General features: G+C 35.6%; 17 protein-coding genes. 15 read left to right on the top strand and 2 right to left on the bottom strand.

The window, feature by feature from the left end:
* Window positions 1-33 precede the first annotated feature (33 nt).
* Window positions 34-1158: a 2Fe-2S iron-sulfur cluster-binding protein gene (locus tag AC57AW_RS12880; protein ID WP_496352200.1), complete on the bottom strand. Its 1125-nt coding sequence runs from the start codon at window positions 1156-1158 to the stop codon at window positions 34-36.
* Between the two features lie 33 nt (window positions 1159-1191).
* Between AC57AW_RS12880 and AC57AW_RS12875 the strand changes: the two genes are divergently transcribed.
* The 15 genes from AC57AW_RS12875 (at window position 1192) to AC57AW_RS12805 (ending at window position 15572) form a co-directional block, all read left to right on the top strand.
* Window positions 1192-1752, top strand: coding sequence for a TlpA family protein disulfide reductase (locus tag AC57AW_RS12875; RefSeq protein WP_496352199.1), 561 nt, complete (start codon window positions 1192-1194; stop codon window positions 1750-1752).
* A gap of 25 nt (window positions 1753-1777) precedes the next feature.
* A complete protein-coding gene (locus tag AC57AW_RS12870; RefSeq protein ID WP_318846020.1) occupies window positions 1778-2749 on the top strand; it encodes a FecCD family ABC transporter permease in 972 nt (323 codons plus the stop codon).
* Window positions 2750-3001: 252 nt separating this feature from the next.
* The gene (locus AC57AW_RS12865; protein WP_496352198.1) at window positions 3002-3379 is read left to right on the top strand and encodes a GxxExxY protein; all 378 of its coding nucleotides are present in this window, start codon (window positions 3002-3004) and stop codon (window positions 3377-3379) included.
* A gap of 100 nt (window positions 3380-3479) precedes the next feature.
* Complete coding sequence (locus AC57AW_RS12860; protein ID WP_496352197.1) at window positions 3480-4403, top strand: ABC transporter ATP-binding protein; 924 nt, start codon at window positions 3480-3482, stop codon at window positions 4401-4403.
* A gap of 165 nt (window positions 4404-4568) precedes the next feature.
* On the top strand, window positions 4569-5021 hold the full coding sequence (locus AC57AW_RS12855) for a MarR family winged helix-turn-helix transcriptional regulator (protein WP_034694513.1): 453 nt from the start codon (window positions 4569-4571) through the stop codon (window positions 5019-5021).
* 54 nt (window positions 5022-5075) lie between these two features.
* Window positions 5076-7469 (top strand): 3-hydroxyacyl-CoA dehydrogenase/enoyl-CoA hydratase family protein, encoded by a 2394-nt coding sequence (locus AC57AW_RS12850; RefSeq protein ID WP_496352196.1) that lies wholly within the window; start codon window positions 5076-5078, stop codon window positions 7467-7469.
* A gap of 82 nt (window positions 7470-7551) precedes the next feature.
* On the top strand, window positions 7552-8016 hold the full coding sequence (gene tnpA, locus AC57AW_RS12845) for an IS200/IS605 family transposase (protein ID WP_496352195.1): 465 nt from the start codon (window positions 7552-7554) through the stop codon (window positions 8014-8016).
* Between the two features lie 107 nt (window positions 8017-8123).
* A complete protein-coding gene (locus AC57AW_RS12840) occupies window positions 8124-9302 on the top strand; it encodes a thiolase family protein (RefSeq protein WP_318846024.1) in 1179 nt (392 codons plus the stop codon).
* Window positions 9303-9358: 56 nt separating this feature from the next.
* Window positions 9359-9727, top strand: a complete 369-nt coding sequence (locus AC57AW_RS12835; protein WP_496352194.1) for a four helix bundle protein — start codon at window positions 9359-9361, stop codon at window positions 9725-9727.
* Window positions 9728-9835: 108 nt separating this feature from the next.
* The gene (locus AC57AW_RS12830) at window positions 9836-11611 is read left to right on the top strand and encodes an acyl-CoA dehydrogenase FadE (RefSeq protein ID WP_496352193.1); all 1776 of its coding nucleotides are present in this window, start codon (window positions 9836-9838) and stop codon (window positions 11609-11611) included.
* Between the two features lie 76 nt (window positions 11612-11687).
* Complete coding sequence (locus AC57AW_RS12825; protein ID WP_496352192.1) at window positions 11688-12251, top strand: hypothetical protein; 564 nt, start codon at window positions 11688-11690, stop codon at window positions 12249-12251.
* A gap of 59 nt (window positions 12252-12310) precedes the next feature.
* Entirely contained in the window at window positions 12311-12622 is a 312-nt protein-coding gene (locus AC57AW_RS12820; RefSeq protein WP_496352191.1) for a hypothetical protein, read from the top strand.
* A gap of 28 nt (window positions 12623-12650) precedes the next feature.
* Window positions 12651-12986, top strand: coding sequence for a YegP family protein (locus AC57AW_RS12815; RefSeq protein WP_496352190.1), 336 nt, complete (start codon window positions 12651-12653; stop codon window positions 12984-12986).
* 80 nt (window positions 12987-13066) lie between these two features.
* The gene (locus AC57AW_RS12810) at window positions 13067-13513 is read left to right on the top strand and encodes a phosphohydrolase (RefSeq protein WP_047375800.1); all 447 of its coding nucleotides are present in this window, start codon (window positions 13067-13069) and stop codon (window positions 13511-13513) included.
* 10 nt (window positions 13514-13523) lie between these two features.
* Window positions 13524-15572, top strand: coding sequence for a M48 family metallopeptidase (locus tag AC57AW_RS12805; RefSeq protein ID WP_496352189.1), 2049 nt, complete (start codon window positions 13524-13526; stop codon window positions 15570-15572).
* Here AC57AW_RS12805 and AC57AW_RS12800 read toward each other — a convergent pair.
* A complete protein-coding gene (locus AC57AW_RS12800) occupies window positions 15569-16285 on the bottom strand; it encodes a DUF2490 domain-containing protein (RefSeq protein ID WP_318846031.1) in 717 nt (238 codons plus the stop codon). The two genes, AC57AW_RS12805 and AC57AW_RS12800, sit on opposite strands and share 4 nt — an antisense overlap.
* Window positions 16286-16288 lie beyond the last annotated feature (3 nt).

Here is a 16288-nt window from a genome sequence, read left to right as displayed (position 1 = left end):
TAAAACCCAGGTTAAATATGTTCCTAATAACTCTCAACTAAGATCAAAGTTAAGCTTTATTTTTTTACTTTTCACAATAGACATGCAAGCTAATATATGTCCCTGCTCTTCCTCTTTTTCGGTAAGATACTCATTTTCCAACAGTTCCACCTCTCCTTCTTCCAAAGAACACTCACAACTTCCACAAATTCCGGACTTACAAGAATAAGGAACCGGAAACTTTTGAATCAGAAGCTGTTGCAGGATTCTATCCTTATTATCAGAAAGTTGAGTAGTATATTTTTTTCCGAGCATGGTAAATTCAACCTCTATATTTTCAATCAGAGGAAATTCTTTTTCTACTGGATAAATATCATCATTAAATTCCTCAAAAAGTTCAAAATGAATATTCTTTTTCGGAATCCCGTGGTGATAGCAAGCATTGGCTAGTGTCTTGATCATTTCTCCTTTTCCACAGATCAGCACTTCATCCACAGCATCCCAGATCGTAGATTCTTCGTCCGTATCGTCCAGATGAAGAATCTGATTGATGATAAGATTTAGTTTCTTGGCATCCAATCTGCCATAAAAAAACTGATCCCCTGTATTCTCCTGCGAAAAGAAATAAAAAATCTGAAGCCTGTCACCACATGTTCTGGCAAGATTATCCAACTGCTCCCGATACACCAGATCGTCAGAACTTTTATTTCCAAAAAATAAAAATAACCGTGTTCTGGGTTCGTTGTGAAGAATATTTTTAAAATGACTCAAAATCGGGGTAATTCCAATACCCGCGGCAAAAGCTACAATCGTTCTGAACTCACTGGGTTTGGAAACCAGGGTAAATCTACCTCCTGGATCACTCACCCACAGATCATCACCTGCATTATAGTTTTGAAATAACTGTGAAGCAGCACCTTCAGGGGAGTTGATCTTTATTCCCAGGCATATTTTTCCCTCATAAGGCGCCGAAGTCATTGAATAATCATTAATAACCTCTTTACCATGTGCTTGAAATCTTACACTAACGAACTGCCCTGCTTCAAATCTGAAATTTTCTTTTAAATTCTCAGGAATATCAAACTCCAGAGAAAAAGTATTTTTGGTCAGCTCTTCCTTTTTCGCTATTTTTAACGGATGAAACTGTATCAGTTTCCCTTTATAGATTTGTTGTTCCATAACTTCAATTCAAAAATAGATAAAAAATAATTTATGAAGAAGATAATTTTATCCACGTTACTTCTTACTGCATTGTACAGCTGTAAAAAAGAAGGTCAGAAAACTGAAAACACCACAGCTACAGACTCTCTTTCTGTATCTCAACACACAGAACCTGAAGGAAGTACAATTCTCCCAAAAGAACTTTCTCCTGAAAATATCAGCCAGCATTTAGCAAAAAATAATGATACTTTATATGTCACCAACTTTTTTGCAACCTGGTGCGGCCCATGTATGAGAGAAATTCCGAGTTTTAAAAGTAAAATGGAGGAATTAAAGGGTAAACCTGTAAAATTCACTTTCATCAATCTTGATGATAAGGCAGAATGGGCTGGTGCAGTTAAAAATTTTGCAACACAAAATAAACTAGGTGGAAATATTATATTACTTGATGGACAAAAATTAGATCAAAATTTCTTCTCTTCCAATTTCAAACAATGGGACGGAGGTTCCATTCCTTTCACTTTTATGAGAAAAGGAGATAAAACCGATGAATATCTGGGAATGATGACGGAAGATGTATTAAATTCAAAAATCGATTCTTTTTTAAAATAAAAATAGACTGAGCTCTTTCTGAATCATGTCAAAAAGATTTAAAATCCTGTGTTTGCTATTCGTGATTGCCATTATTATTAGTGCTGTCATCAATCTGAACACGGGATTTTTAAGTTTAAATTTCCAGGATTTCTTCCTGGATTCTGCTCATAATCAAATCGCCGAAATCCGTATCAACCGAGTTCTCGTCATGATGCTGGCCGGAATTTCAATTCCTACTTCAGGTTTTCTGATGCAGGAATATTTTCAAAATCCGCTGGCAGGACCTGATATATTGGGAATCACTTCGGTAGCCAGCCTGTCTGTCGCCTTTTATATTTTCTTTTCGCATAATATTTTACTTCCTGAATTCTTACAAAACAGTTTTCTCAGCTTATCAGCTATTGGAGGAAGTTTACTCCTGATGCTGATATTATTATCGATGTCTAATAGATTTCAGGACAAATCTTATCTTATTATTTTTGGATTTCTTGTTTCTGCCTTTGCCGGGGCAATTGTATCACTGCTTCAGTTTTATGCAGAGAATCAAAGTTTAAAAAACTATATATTATGGTCATTCGGAGCCAATAATATGGTGACCAGAAACCAGATTTATGTATTACTTGTCTTGGTTTTAATTGGAATATTCATCTGTTTCCGGGCTATAAAACCTCTCATTGGAAACTCTCTTGGGAATTCCTATGCACAAAGTTTAGGAGTAAACCTGAAACAGCTGAAGCTTTTAATAATAATCGCTTCCTCTCTCCTTTCGGCTTCTATTACTGCATTTCTAGGACCTATTCTCTTTGTCGGAATTATTGTTCCTCACTTTTGCAGACTCGTTTATAACCCTTCAAAACTTTGGCAGCAGTGGATTCTTAATATGTTTCTGGGAATGCTGATCATGTTGCTTTTCTCAGTGATTGCAGAAAAAACACAAATACCTCTGAATGTGATAAGCTCTGTATTTGGAATTCCTGTGATTCTGATGATGCTTCTGAAGCAGAATAAGGTATAACCTTTTGTTGGAAAACGCAAAGGCGCAAAGATTTTATCTGCGATAAAATTTAACACTGCATATTCTAAACCACAAACATCTTTAAACACTTGCTGAAAATCTTTGATTTTCTTGCGTCTTAAAATATGCAAATTGCATAAAAATCTTTACGTCTTTGCGTTTACCCAAAATACTTTAATAAATAAAATTATAATTACCTCGCTACATGCTTACTTAACAATTCTTATATTTAAATTCAATAAAACACTACAAATGACAGAAAACGAAATTTCAAAAATTGTTTTTGAAACAGGATTAAAGATTCATAAGAAACTTGGAGCAGGACTATTTGAACATGTGTATGAAGAATGTCTGTTCTATGAATTAACAAAATCAGAGCTTTTGATAGAAAAACAGAAATTACTCCCAATCATTTATGAAGATCTAAGAATAGAAAATGCCTTCAGACTCGATATTATTATTGAAAACAAAGTAATTCTGGAAATAAAAACAGTAGATTATATCAGCCCGACTCATAAGGCACAGCTTTTAACCTATTTAAAAATAACAAACTGTAAATTAGGACTGCTGCTCAATTTTCAATCTGATATTTTCAAAAACGGTGTAACTAGGGTTGTAAACTATTTATAAATTAAAACAAATATAAAAATTTGACTTTGTCAAATTCTTTGCGCCTTAAAAACATTATTTTTGCAATAATCTTGCGCCTTTGCGTACAACCAACAAAAATATGCACCTACAGATCAAACAGGCAAATATCGGCTATAATACAACCTTAATCTCCAATGCTAATGCGGACTTGAAGCTTGGTGATGTATGCCTGCTGATTGGTAATAATGGTGTGGGAAAAACAACGCTGATCAAATCTATTCTGCATCAGCTTCCTTTACTGCATGGAGAGATTTCTATTAATGGGAAAAATGTAAAAAATCTTTTTGTAAAAGAAATTGCGGAGAATATTGCTATTGTTTTTTCAAAGTCGGTGATTCCGCAGCATTATACGGTTGAAGATCTTATTTCTCTTGGAAAATACATCTACTATCCTTTTTATTTTGAGCTTAAAAAAGAAGACCGTGAGGAAGTTGCCCATATCATTGAAGAACTGGATTTAAATCAGTACAGGTATACCCTTCTGAAAAATCTATCCGACGGAAACCTTCAAAAAGCATTCATCGGGCGGGCAATAACCCAGAATTCTCAGATCATTATTCTGGATGAGCCAACTACCCATCTGGACGAAAAAAACAAAATCATTATTCTTAAAACCTTGAGAAAACTGGCTAAAGAACAGAACAAACTTATCCTATTTTCTTCCCATGACTGGAGGCTGGCTAAAGAATTTGCAGACAAGATATGGTATGTAAAAGAAAATCATCTGTATTCAGGAATTGTTGAGGATATTCTTCTCCAACATGATGAACTCACCAATGCATCGTTATTTCAAATCAATGAGACTTTTATTCCGCCTTTCATCTTGGCACCGCAGTTTCATAAAGAAATGCTGTATTCTCTGCTTCAAAAAAACTTTCCAAAAGACCTTTCTACGCTCAATTTTCACTTTCAGAATGGTTTTTGGGTTATTACTAAAGATTCAAGCAAATACCAATGTGAATCTTTTGAAGAAATCGTTAATTTGATCCAAAACATTCATTAATACTGGGTTTTCTTTGATTAATCCACATACTATGCATGCATAGTATTATGCTAATCATACAATTTAACCTATTTATTCTCAGGTTATTAACAAAATTTAACGTTAATAAATACTATGCATGCATAATATTTACTACATTTGGGTAAAACCATTGGCGCAAAAATGATGGATAATAATAAGGAAAAAATAGAAAACGTAGATTTAATTTTAAAGCAGACCTGGTTGGCTGTTTCTAAAATGTACACAGAACTAGCCCAGGAACATGATTCCACAGCGGTACAGGCGCTTACTCTTCTTAAAATTGATCCCAAAGAAGGAACCCGAAGTACCAATCTTGGTCCAAAGATGGCTATTGAACCCACTTCATTAACGAGAATCATCAAACTTCTGGAAGATAACGGATATATCTATAAGGAAAAGACAACCACTGATAAAAGGGAGGTTATCATTAAGCTTACAGATAAAGGATTAAACTCCAGAAATATGTCAAAGGAAGTCGTTGTTAACTTCAACAAGAAGGTAATGGAAAAAATTGCTCCCGAAAAGCTGGATGCTTTCAAAGACGTGATGACCGAAATCATGAAAATAGCAAACGAATTATTAAACAACAGAAAATAAATTATGATGGGACCTTTGGGTGTCATATAATCTTATAAAACTAAAAATTTACATATGAAAAGAAGAATCAAACATGTAACGGTTCTTGGTTCAGGAATTATGGGAAGCGGTATCGCAGCTCACTTCGCCAACATCGGTGTTGAAGTATCACTCTTGGATATTGTTCCTTTTGAACTTACTGAAGCTGAACAGAAAAAAGGTTTGACCAAAGATGACAAAGTAGTAAGAAACAGAATTGCTTCTGAAAACTTTGAAAAACTTAAAAAAGCAAGTCCTGCACTTCTTTATTCACCAAAGTTTGCAGACAGAATTAAAATCGGAAACTTCGATGATGATTTGCCGAAAATAAAAAATACGGACTGGATCATTGAAGTGGTAGTAGAAAGACTTGATATCAAAAAGTCTGTTTACGAAAAGATTGAACAGTTCAGAAAACCGGGAACATTGATTTCTTCTAATACTTCCGGTATTCCCATTCACTTCCTGACAGAAGGAAGAAGCGAAGATTTCAAAAAGTACTTCGCAGGAACACACTTCTTCAATCCGGTTAGATACCTTCCTCTTTTAGAGATTATCCCTACCAACGATACAGCTCCTGAGATCATTGATTTCTATATGAATTACGGAGCGAAATTCTTAGGTAAAACGACTGTTTTAGCCAAAGATACCCCGGCTTTCATCGCCAACAGAATCGGAGTATTCTCTATGATGGATCTTCTTCATAATGTACAGAAATTAGGCCTTACCGTTTCTGATGTTGATAAATTAACAGGTCCGGTGATCGGCCGTCCAAAATCTGCCACGTTCAGAACAGCTGACGTTGTAGGTCTTGATACTTTGGTTATGGTTGCCAACGGAGTTCGCCAGAGCGGTGCCGAAGCCAATAATTTCAATGATGTATTTGCACTTCCAGCTTATATCCAGAAAATGATGGATAATAAATGGTTAGGTTCAAAAACGGAACAAGGTTTCTATAAAAAAGTGAAAAATGCAGAAGGAAAATCTGAAATTCACGGATTAAACCTTGATACTTTAGAGTATGAACTTCAAGGAAAATCATCATTTCCTACTTTAGAATTAACAAAAGCGATTGATAAACCAATTGACAGATTCAAAGTTTTGATCGGAGGTAAAGATAAAGCGGGTGAATTGTACAGAAAATCTTTAGGAGCATTATTCGCTTATGTTTCGCACAAAGTACCTGAAATTTCTGACGAAGTTTATAAAATTGACGATGCCATGAGAGCTGGTTTCGGATGGGAAAATGGTCCATTTGAAATCTGGGATGCTGTAGGTGTTACAAAAGGTATTGAGCTTGCGAAAGATGCAGGATACGAAGTTTCTGACTGGGTGAAAAACGTAGAAACCTTCTATAAAGTAAATGATGAAGGCCAAAGTATTTATGTTGATAAAAACTCAGGGGAATACAACAAAATTCCTGGTCAGGATGCATTCATCATCTTAGACAATATCAGAAAAAACAAAACACTTTGGAGCAATTCCGGTGCTTCTATTGAAGATTTAGGAGACGGAATCATCAACTTTGAGATCCGCTCAAAAATGAACTCTCTTGGAGGCGAAGTTCTTGACGGGTTAAACAGAGCGATTGACTTAGCAGAAAAAGAATATGACGGATTGGTTGTAGGAAACCAGGGAACAAATTTCTCTGTAGGTGCTAATCTTGCGATGATTCTCATGATGGCTATTGAGCAGGATTGGGATGATTTGAATATGGCAATTGCTTACTTCCAGAAATCTATGATGAGAGTACGCTACTCCTCTATCCCTGTTGTGGTTGCTCCTCACGGAATGACTCTAGGTGGAGGATGCGAAATGACGATGCATGCAGACCGAGTGGTTGCAGCAGCAGAAACTTACATCGGACTAGTAGAAACCGGAGTGGGTGTCATTCCTGGTGGTGGTGGAACTAAAGAATTGACTTTAAGAACTTCCAGAGAATTCCACAGTGATGATGTGAAAAATAACAGACTTCGTGATGCTTTCATGAATATTGCAATGGGTAAAGTAGCCACTTCAGCATATGAAGCTTATGACATGGGTATCCTTGAAAAAGGAAAAGACATTGTTTCCGTAAGCAAAAACAGACAAATTGCTGAAGCTAAAAAAGTAGCAAAATTATTAGCAGAACAAGGATATACTCAACCTATCGAGCAGAAAGTAAAAGTTCTTGGTAAAGATGCATTAGGAATGTTCTACGTAGGAACTGACCAGATGCTAACCGGAAACTTCATCTCTGCACACGACAAGAAAATTGCAGATAAGCTAGCTAATGTAATGGTAGGTGGAAACCTGTCTGAGCCAACAGTTGTTACAGAACAATATTTATTGAACCTTGAAAGAGAAACCTTCCTTCAGCTTTGTGGTGAAAGAAAAACTCTGGAAAGAATTCAGTATATGTTGCAAAATGGAAAACCTTTGAGAAACTAACAGGCAGCTCCGTAGGAGCAAACTGTTAATAGCATGAATAATTTAAAAATTGGAGAGCCTCGTAGAGGCGGCCTGTTAATTTATGGCAAATACCTACACTCAGATTTATATTCAAATTGTTTTCGCTGTAAAAGGAAGACAAAATCTGATTTCAAAAGAAAACAGAGAAGAGTTACATCGGTTTATTACAGGTATTGTTTCCAATAGAAACCAAAAATTATTCGCAGTTTTTGCAATGCCAGACCATGTCCATATTCTTGTAAGTATGAATCCGACACTATCGGTTTCAGATTTAATAAGAGATATTAAAGCTGGTTCTTCAAAATTCATCAATGAAAAAGGATGGATAAATGGAAAATTCAATTGGCAAGAAGGGTACGGAGCTTTTTCTTATTCTAAAAGCAGTGTTGACTCTGTTGTAAAATATATTTTGAATCAGGAGGAACATCATAAAAAGAAAACTTTTAGAGAAGAATATCTGGATTTTATGTCAAAATTTGAGATAGAATATGATCCAAAATATTTATTTGAATGGGTTATTGATTAACAGGTCGCTCCTACGGAGCTCCACAAAGAAAGCATAAACAAATACTATGAACAGTTTACCTCTACGAGGCAAAAAATTCTTAAAACAATTTAATTAAACAAAAAAAAATGAAAACAGCATATATAGTAAAAGGTTTCAGAACTGCCGTTGGAAAAGCTCCAAAAGGAAGTTTAAGATTTACAAGACCTGATGTCATGGCCGCTACCGTTATTGAAAAATTAATGGCTGAGCTACCACAATTAGATAAAAACAGAATTGATGACCTTATCGTAGGAAATGCAATGCCTGAGGCAGAGCAAGGATTAAACGTTGCCCGTTTGATCTCCTTAATGGGTTTAAATACAGATAAAGTTCCAGGAGTAACCGTAAACAGATACTGTGCTTCAGGGAGTGAGGCAATTGCGATTGCTTCTGCAAAAATTCAGGCTGGAATGGCAGACTGCATCATCGCGGGTGGTACAGAATCGATGTCATATATTCCGATGGGAGGTTACAAACCTGTTCCAGAAACGGATATCGCAAAAACTAACCCTGATTACTATTGGGGAATGGGTTACACGGCGGAAGAAGTTGCTAAGCAATATAATATTACAAGAGAAGAACAGGATCAGTTTGCTTTCGAATCTCATATGAAGGCTTTAAAAGCAAATCAGGAAGGAAAATTTGCCAACCAGATTGTTTCGATTCCTGTAGAATATAACTTTCTGGATGAAAATCAGAAAATGCAGACTAAAAAGTTTGATTTTTCAGTAGATGAAGGGCCAAGAGCTGATACTTCTCTAGCTGGTTTAGCAAAATTAAGACCTGTATTCGCCAACGGAGGAAGCGTAACAGCCGGAAACTCTTCTCAAATGAGTGATGGAGCAGCTTTCGTGATGGTAATGAGTGAGGAAATGGTCAAAGAATTAGGATTGGAGCCCGAAGCAAGATTAGTTGCTTATGCTGCAGCCGGATTAGAGCCAAGAATCATGGGAATGGGACCTATCTATGCTATTCCAAAAGCTTTAAAACAAGCAGGTTTAGAATTAAAAGATATCGAGTTGATCGAACTTAACGAAGCTTTTGCTTCTCAATCTGTTGCTATCAAAAAAGAATTAGGGTTAAATCCTGACATCTTAAACGTAAACGGAGGAGCCATCGCCCTTGGACACCCACTGGGATGTACTGGAACGAAGCTAACCGTTCAACTTCTTGACGAAATGAGAAGACGAGGCAACAAGTACGGAATGGTTTCTATGTGTGTGGGAACCGGACAGGGAGCGGCTTCTATTTTTGAACTACTTTAATAGACAAATAGAGAATAGACGGATAGATAATAGAAGGTAAGAGACACAAGAAATGCATGAATGATTTTAAAAGGCACAATTTTAAGAAGCTTAAAATTTGGCAAATGAGTATGGAGTTGTCAAGATTAACTTTAGATCTTACAGATACTTTTCCAATTTATGAAAAATACGGATTGAAAAGTCAAATAGACAGATGCTCAATCTCAATTCCATCCAATATAGCTGAAGGTTCAAGCAGAACAAATAAGTCTTTTAGTCATTTCTTAGATATTTCTTTAGGTTCATCCTTTGAATTGCAAACACAAATATTGTTGGCAAATCATAGAAAATATTTATCTGATGAAAAAACCGAAATCTTTGAAACTAAGATTGAGGAATTTCAAAAAGCAACAATGGTATTTCAGAATACTTTAAACAGAGACTAATAAGAAAAAAGATAAGGAGATAATAGACCGAGAGAAAATAGACAAGGATGAAAGTCTATCATCTATTATCTAAATGTCTTAAAAAAAATTTAAATAACAAAATAACATATGGCTACATTAAAAGGCGGAGAATTCCTGATCAAACAAATTCCTGCAAACGAAATTTTCAGTCTTGAAGAACTGAGTGAAGAACAAAAAATGCTTCGTGATTCTGCGAAAGAATTTATAGACAGAGAAGTGATTCCACATCATGACCGTTTTGAGAAAAAAGACTATGAATTGACCGAAAAAACAATGCGTCAGTTAGGTGAAATGGGACTTTTGGGAATTACTGTTCCCGAAGAATATGGTGGTCTTGGAATGGGATTTGTGAGCACCATGTTGGCTTGCGATTATGTTTCAGGGGGAAATGGCTCATTAGCAACAGCTTATGGAGCACATACCGGAATCGGGACTCTTCCAACTCTTCTTTACGGAAGTGAAGAATTAAAAAAGAAATATCTTCCGGATTTAGCTACAGGAACAAAGTTTGGAGCTTATTGCCTGACTGAACCGGATGCCGGATCTGATGCCAATTCAGGAAAGACAAGAGCAAAATTGTCTGATGACGGAAAACATTACATCATCAATGGACAAAAAATGTGGATTTCCAATGCTGGTTTTGCTGATACTTTCACTTTATTTGCTAAAATAGATGATGATAAAAATATTACAGGTTTTGTTATCAACCGTTCAGAATTAGAAGATCCAAACAGCTTAACTTTTGGTGAAGAAGAACATAAATTAGGAATTCGTTCCTCTTCAACTCGTCAGGTTTTCTTTAATGATATGAAAGTTCCTGTCGAAAATATGTTGGGAGAAAGAAACAATGGTTTCAAGATCGCTTTGAACGCATTAAATGTTGGTAGAATTAAATTAGCTGCTGCCAATCTTGACGGACAAAGAAGAATTTTAAACCATTCTATTCAGTATGCAAACGAAAGAAAACAATTTGGAGTTTCCATTTCAACTTTTGGGGCCATCAGAAAGAAAATTGCTGAAATGTCAACCGGAGTTTTCGTAAGTGAAGCCGGTTCTTACCGTTTAGCAAAAAATGTAGAAGATAAAATTGCAGAATTGGTTGCCGGAGGAATGGATCACCAACAAGCTGAATTGAAAGGTGTTGAAGAGTTTGCAGTGGAAGCTTCTATCTTAAAAGTTTTTGTGTCTGATCTTACTCAAAATACAGCTGATGAAGGAATTCAGATTTATGGTGGAATGGGATTCTCAGAAGATACTCCGATGGAATCTGCATGGAGAGACGCAAGAATTGGAAGAATCTATGAAGGTACCAACGAAATCAACAGGCTTTTAGCTGTAGGAATGCTTATCAAGAGAGCAATGAAGGGTGAATTGGACCTTTTATCTCCTGCAATGGCAATCAGCAAAGAATTGATGGGTATTCCTTCATTTGAAGTTCCTGATTATTCAGAATTTATGAGTGAGGAAAAAGCAATTATCGCAAATCTTAAGAAAGTATTCTTAATGGTTTCCGGAGCTGCTCTTCAGAAATATATGATGGATATTGAGAAACAACAGCATTTGCTATTGAATGCATCTGAAATCCTAAACCAGATCTACATGGCAGAATCTGCAGTTTTAAGAGCTGAAAAACATTTCTCTGCTGATTCTGTAGAAGCTGCGATGGCTCAATTAAATCTTTACAAAGCTATCGACAAAATCATTTCTTCAGCAAAAGAAGGAATTGTTTCTTTCGCGGAAGGCGACGAACAGAGAATGATGCTTTCCGGATTAAGAAGATTCACAAAATATACTAATCAGCCGAATGTAGTGGCTTTAACTGAAAAAGTTGCAACTCACTATATTGAGAAAGGAGCTTATTAGTCTTTAACAACATAAATTTGATTCAAAACGCCTCATTTTGGGGCGTTTTTTTTATATTTAAATGATAAAACTAAACATGAAATTAAAATTATATTTTATCATTACTATTTTACTACCCGTTATTGCTTTGTCACAGCGCAGACAGAGTGATACTTTAGCCTGCAATGGTATTCTTGAAGATCATGTTTTAAACAAAATATTGGGTGCCTATCATTCCAAACCAGAGAAACCCAAAAAGGTATTTGTAGATCGCAGGATAGTCGTTTGTGGTACTGAAGCGATGCAGGAATTCGAAGAAAGCAGATGTAACGATGCCCGCATGATTTTGAAAAAATATCCTTTTCTGATCGATGAAATAAAGAACCTGACCAATGATTATCCTGGTTATTTAAAGATGGATTTATTTTGGATGGACAGGAAAAGAGATGAAAGTGATGAAAGCCTGCAAATATATAGAGATACGGAGTTTGAAAAATGGAAATCGAAAGGAAATCATTCTTATTTCTCCATAGCTATTATTTCCGATAAAAAGGATGATCACCATGAAAATATACTGCTTAAAATCTTATTTCCTAAAAAGATCATTACAAAAAGATATCAGTTATCATTAAAAGATGAATGGACATTTAAAAAACTTTAAATATCAATAATTTTTGCTAATTTTATTATAACTAAAAACCATAAAACGCAAAACATAACATGAAGACATTATTTCCCCTACTCCTTTTATCTGCTGCTCTGACGGCACAACAAAAGGACAACTTACTTCCTATTCCCAAAACAGATACCGTAAAAATTGTCAGCAAAGGGAAATTCCCCGGATACTTTGCGTTGAAATCGGATCAACCCCGGACAGCATTTTATAAGATGTTGATTAAGAAACCTAATGATACTATGATGTATCTGGCTTTGAAAGAGCCTGCAAAGGATTATTCGCAATACAAAATTTTAAACGCTATTACGCCCGACAAACTCCAGGTAAGTCCAAAAAAACTCATACCCTCTAAATAACACAACACCAATTCAAAAAACAATAAACATGGGAAAATTTATTATCTCTAAAAGAACAAACGGAGACTTTCAGTTTAACCTCAAAGCCGGAAACGGACAGGTTATCTTAACCAGCCAGGGATACAGCACAAAACCTTCCTGTGAAAACGGAATCGGATCTGTAAAGACCAATGCACAGGAAGATTCAAAATTTGAAAGAAATACAGCCAATGACGGCAGATGTTATTTCAATCTAAAGGCAGGAAACGGGCAGATCATAGGAACCAGCCAGATGTATGAATCTGATAACGGCATGGAAAACGGAATAGAATCTGTAAAAAACAATGCTCCACACGCTCACGTAGAGGATGAAGCCAGTCTTTAAAATGAATTGAAATAATCTTGATAAAAATGTCTTATTTTTTTAAGGCATTTTTTATTTTTGTACTCTATTTTTCATTAGAAATGACAAAAGAAGAATTACTGAATAGAGCAATTAAAATTGCAGACAAAGCCCATAAAGGACAAACCGATAAATACCATGCCCCGTACATTGCCCATGTAATGCGTGTGATGAATTATGGTAAAACACTGGACGAAAAAATTGTAGGTGTACTGCATGATGTAGTAGAAGACCATCCGGAAGAATTCAGTCTGGATTATTTAAGGTCTGAAGGGTTTCCTGAATATATCATTTTCGCTATCAGCTGCCTTACCAAGTTTGATCCGGAAGAAGATTACGATGATTTCATTAAAAGAACAGAAAGATCTCTTCTCTCTGTTGCTGTAAAACTAAATGACCTTCGTGACAATATGGATCTTAGAAGAGTCAACAGAGAACTTACGCCTAAAGATATTAAAAGATTCAACAAATATCTGAAAGCGTATCGCTATCTGATAGAGAAATATTAATAAAAAACACATGACTAATAACCTCCCTAAAATTTCATCAGCTTATCAATCCAAGCTGGTCTCTGCTATTGTATCTATTTCAGTTTTTTTCCTGATTTATCTGATACTTATACTCGCTTCACTCCTGATGATCTTCTTATTAGGATACGGAGCAATAAAGCTGTTAAGTATTTCTCTCAATTACTTTACAGTTTTTGGTGCAGCAGGATTGCTAAGTGTTGGAGTTTTTGTGTTTATATTTCTCGTTAAATTTATTTTCAAAAAGACGCATTACAGTACCCGTCATCTGATAGAAGTCAACAGATCCCACCAGCCTGAGCTGTTTGCAATTATTGATGAAATTGTAGCTGAAACCAAAGTAAATACACCGCAGAAAGTTTTTCTTTCACCTGATGTGAATGCCAGTGTAAGCTATAATTCTATTTTCTGGAGTATGTTTTTGCCGGTAAAGAAAAACCTGACGATAGGGGTTGGACTTATCAATTCAACCAGCGTGGGAGAATTAAGATCCATTTTAGCTCATGAGTTTGGACATTTCTCTCAGAAAAGCATGAAGGTAGGCGGCTATGTGAATCAGGCTGAAAAAATAATCTTTGAAACTGTTTACAATAATAAAGAGTATGAAAATTTCATATTGGAATTTTCGGGAGGCAATGCTGTTTTTAAAATTTTTGGTCTGATTTCGGTTAGTTTCATCAATGCATTTCAATCTGTTCTTAAAAGTATATCAAATTTTCTTTTCAAAAACCATGCTTCTCTCCAAAGAGAAATGGAATATCATGCAGATGCTATTTCAACCTTTATTACCAATCCTGAAGAGCAGGCTTCATCGCTGTTAAGACTGGAATTAAGTGATGCTGCTTTTAATTATTCTTTTAATTTTTATATTGAAAACCAGCAAAAATACCTTCCAAAGGATCTTTATAAGAACCAGATTTCTTTAATGAAAATCTTATGCGAAAGAAATAATCATCCTTATGTAAACGGACTTCCTAAAATAGATCCCGAAGATCTTACCCGGTATAATAAATCCAGAATAGAAATTGAAGACCAATGGACTTCACATCCGGATATCCTAAAAAGAATTGAGAGGATTAAAACAAACGAAACCAGGAATACAGCTGCAGACCACAGATATGCGAAAGAAATCATCAGTGGTTTTGATAGTATCTGCGAAATCATGACATCAAAATTCCTCACTTTACGCAGTGTAAAAAATGTAGGTGAAGTGATAGATGATGAAAGCTTTATACAACTCTATCTGGACAACAGTACCTATAAAACGTTCAGTTCAGATTTTAACGGATATTACGAAAGGCATAATCCTATTGTAGAAAATATTGAATCTGTAATTTCAAGCTCCTCACCTCATCATGCTTCTGAACTTTTCAGTGACAAGAAAGTATCTTTAGTCTACGAAAAATCCGGAATAGAGAGTGATATACAGACTCTGCAATATCTGGCTTCCTATCCGAAAGAAATAAAAACCTTCAGATTTGATGGCAGTCTGTACAAAGCAAAAGATGCCAGAAAACTTATTCCTGATCTTGAAAATGAACTGAAAAAAGTACAGGAAGAACTTCTGGAAAATGACAAAGCGATCTTTCAACACTATTATCATATTTCTAATGAGGACCTTAAAAAAGACCTGCTTGGCAAGTATAAAAAACTGGCCGTCATAGACAGAGAATTTGATGATTTCCAGAAAAGTCTAAATGAATTTACGGTATATCTGCAGTTTATGGCAGTCACTTTACCTTTTGAAGAAATCCGTAAACATAGAGCCAAGCTGTTAAAAGCAGAAGAACCTTTTAAACAAAAGACCAGAGTACTTCTTGAAAACTCAGCTTATAAGGAAGCCTTAAGTGATGAAGACAAAAACCTTTTTCAGGAATTTGTAGATTCCGAATACATTTACTTCAACAAAGACAAATATCTTGAACATGAGGTAAGTGCTGTATCCCTGCTGATTGAAAAATACCGGGCATTACTTAATGATCATTATCTTAATTCTAAGCTGGATTTATTAAATTTTCAGTCAGGTTTAAATAAGAATTAATCCGCCCCCGGGAAATCATAGGTTTTTGTGTGATGATTTGTTCCATCAATGTTGATGTTTAACGCAAGGTAAACAAAATGTAAATTTTTATTCCCTTTTGCTTCAAATTCACGCTGCCAAAGATATCCGCTTACTATCCCAAAGTAATCATCTATCTGATAGCCGAAACCGCCATAGACTCTGTTTCTGGCAAAACTAGGCTTCATCGGGCTTACAAAGAAGATTTCGTCATATGCATTAGCGAAAACAGTTCCTTTTTTAATGGTTTTGGAGTTTAAAGGGACACTTACATTCAGACGGTATCTATAGCGCATTCTCTGGGAAGTAAGATCCGTTTTAGGCTCATAGAACCAGCTTTTTTCAACACGAAAACGGTTTTCAAACTTTACAATGCCTTTTTTAATATCAATAACATCCTGAAGCCATACTCTGAACTCCTCTCTGCTTAAGCTGTGCTCTTTATAGTTAACATATCTTCCCAATCCCACAAAAGGCTTGTGATTCTGGGTAAGATTGTATCCTAAGCCCCCTTTTATCTCATAATAATCAGGATAAGTGTACTCTTCATTACCACGCATCTGCCCTTCTGCATAAAGGAAAAATTTCGGATGAAACTTATAGGTCAGAGTCACTGCATTGAAGCTGGAAATATGTTCCTGTGCTTTAAAAAAAGAAATTCCAAGTAGTAAACCTAAGCCTATAAGACGTTTCATAAA

This window comes from Chryseobacterium sp. BGA-UO-ETr-SB22 (assembly GCF_059567885.1).
The sequence above is the reverse complement of the archived record's forward strand: the minus strand, read 5'-3'. Positions and strand labels throughout refer to the sequence as shown.

Bases quoted from the DNA above. Each gene is read 5' to 3' on its own strand.
- AC57AW_RS12830 (WP_496352193.1), top strand. From the start codon at position 9,836: ATGGCTACATTAAAAGGCGGAGAATTCCTGATCAAACAAATTCCTGCA.
- AC57AW_RS12805 (WP_496352189.1), top strand. From the start codon at position 13,524: ATGACTAATAACCTCCCTAAAATTTCATCAGCTTATCAATCCAAGCTG.
- AC57AW_RS12815 (WP_496352190.1), top strand. From the start codon at position 12,651: ATGGGAAAATTTATTATCTCTAAAAGAACAAACGGAGACTTTCAGTTT.
- AC57AW_RS12800 (WP_318846031.1), bottom strand. From the start codon at position 16,285: ATGAAACGTCTTATAGGCTTAGGTTTACTACTTGGAATTTCTTTTTTT.
- AC57AW_RS12875 (WP_496352199.1), top strand. From the start codon at position 1,192: ATGAAGAAGATAATTTTATCCACGTTACTTCTTACTGCATTGTACAGC.
- AC57AW_RS12880 (WP_496352200.1), bottom strand. From the start codon at position 1,158: ATGGAACAACAAATCTATAAAGGGAAACTGATACAGTTTCATCCGTTA.
- AC57AW_RS12810 (WP_047375800.1), top strand. From the start codon at position 13,067: ATGACAAAAGAAGAATTACTGAATAGAGCAATTAAAATTGCAGACAAA.
- AC57AW_RS12820 (WP_496352191.1), top strand. From the start codon at position 12,311: ATGAAGACATTATTTCCCCTACTCCTTTTATCTGCTGCTCTGACGGCA.
- AC57AW_RS12850 (WP_496352196.1), top strand. From the start codon at position 5,076: ATGAAAAGAAGAATCAAACATGTAACGGTTCTTGGTTCAGGAATTATG.
- tnpA (WP_496352195.1), top strand. From the start codon at position 7,552: ATGGCAAATACCTACACTCAGATTTATATTCAAATTGTTTTCGCTGTA.
- AC57AW_RS12840 (WP_318846024.1), top strand. From the start codon at position 8,124: ATGAAAACAGCATATATAGTAAAAGGTTTCAGAACTGCCGTTGGAAAA.
- AC57AW_RS12855 (WP_034694513.1), top strand. From the start codon at position 4,569: ATGGATAATAATAAGGAAAAAATAGAAAACGTAGATTTAATTTTAAAG.
- AC57AW_RS12860 (WP_496352197.1), top strand. From the start codon at position 3,480: ATGCACCTACAGATCAAACAGGCAAATATCGGCTATAATACAACCTTA.
- AC57AW_RS12870 (WP_318846020.1), top strand. From the start codon at position 1,778: ATGTCAAAAAGATTTAAAATCCTGTGTTTGCTATTCGTGATTGCCATT.
- AC57AW_RS12825 (WP_496352192.1), top strand. From the start codon at position 11,688: ATGAAATTAAAATTATATTTTATCATTACTATTTTACTACCCGTTATT.
- AC57AW_RS12865 (WP_496352198.1), top strand. From the start codon at position 3,002: ATGACAGAAAACGAAATTTCAAAAATTGTTTTTGAAACAGGATTAAAG.
- AC57AW_RS12835 (WP_496352194.1), top strand. From the start codon at position 9,359: ATGAATGATTTTAAAAGGCACAATTTTAAGAAGCTTAAAATTTGGCAA.